The 1011-nt window shown below is 42.2% G+C and carries 3 protein-coding genes; 2 read left to right on the top strand and 1 reads right to left on the bottom strand.

Annotated features, from left to right (window positions below):
- A partial coding sequence (locus AB4496_RS27990; protein ID WP_372133302.1) for a fructosamine kinase family protein occupies positions 1-129 on the top strand: 129 nt, incomplete at its 5' end.
- Between the two features lie 56 nt (positions 130-185).
- A complete protein-coding gene (locus tag AB4496_RS27995) occupies positions 186-389 on the top strand; it encodes a CPXCG motif-containing cysteine-rich protein (RefSeq protein WP_012603956.1) in 204 nt (67 codons plus the stop codon).
- 175 nt (positions 390-564) lie between these two features.
- On the opposite strand, the gene AB4496_RS28000 is transcribed toward AB4496_RS27995, so the two are convergent.
- The coding region (locus tag AB4496_RS28000) for a riboflavin synthase subunit alpha (protein WP_372133299.1) at positions 565-1011 on the bottom strand (447 nt) is incomplete at its 5' end.

A 1011-nucleotide genomic window follows, 5' to 3' on the forward strand; every position in this document is an offset into this window, starting at 1 on the left:
CTCGACGTTGGCTATACTGAACGGAAAGACATTTATAATTTGTACCATCTTCTCAACCACTGCAATCAATTTGGCGGCGAGTATTTAGCACAAACTGAGGCGTGTATTCAGAAGATACAGGCCGTTTAACACCAATCACAGTTAGCTACTGAGATTAGTACAAGTTACAGTGAGGATAATTCGCCATGCATAAATACACAGAGAAACATGTTTCTTGCCCCCATTGTGGTCATGCAATTAGCATAACGCTGGATGCTTCTAATGGGAGCCAAGATTTTTACGACGATTGCCCTGCATGTTGCAATGCAATTCATCTGGACATGCAGGTTGATGAATTGAGAGACAGAATCCATCTCTCGATTGATGCAGACGACGAACAAGTTTTCTAACACCTACTCTCTTGTCGAGTTGGCTCTACACCTCGATTTAAAGCTACACCTCGATTTTGAAGCTAGCCCAGAAAAACACAAAAATAGAAAAAGAGCACTTAATGTGCTCTTTTTTAACATCTTCGATTTTTACTTAGTCAACGCTTTTAGGGCAAGTGTTATTGATGAACCGCTACTACGACTTCTGGTTTGCTAGCACGCGCTCAACAGTATCAACAATCGCTTGTGTTTGAGGATCAAACTCAATATTTACTTGGTCGCCTACTTCGCGGCTGCCAAACAAAGTGCGATTTAGCGTTTCAGGAATCAAGTGTACAGAGAAACGGTTCTCTTCCACTTCACCTATCGTCAATGAACAACCATCAACGCCAATATAACCCTTGCTCAATACATACTTCATTGATTCTTGTGGCAACTCAAACCAAAGCGTGCGGTTGTTTTCAGTCTTGATCACATCCACTAAGTTCGCCATCAACGTAATGTGGCCAGACATACTATGCCCGCCAATTTCATCACCAAATTTTGCGGCTCGCTCAACATTCACTTTATCACCAACAGTCAGTTGGCCTAAGTTCGTCAATCGCAATGTGGCTTGCATCAAATCAAAAGCAATGTGGTTTCC

It is taken from the genome of Vibrio sp. 10N.222.46.A1, assembly GCF_041473595.1.
GTDB lineage: Bacteria > Pseudomonadota > Gammaproteobacteria > Enterobacterales > Vibrionaceae > Vibrio > Vibrio tasmaniensis_A.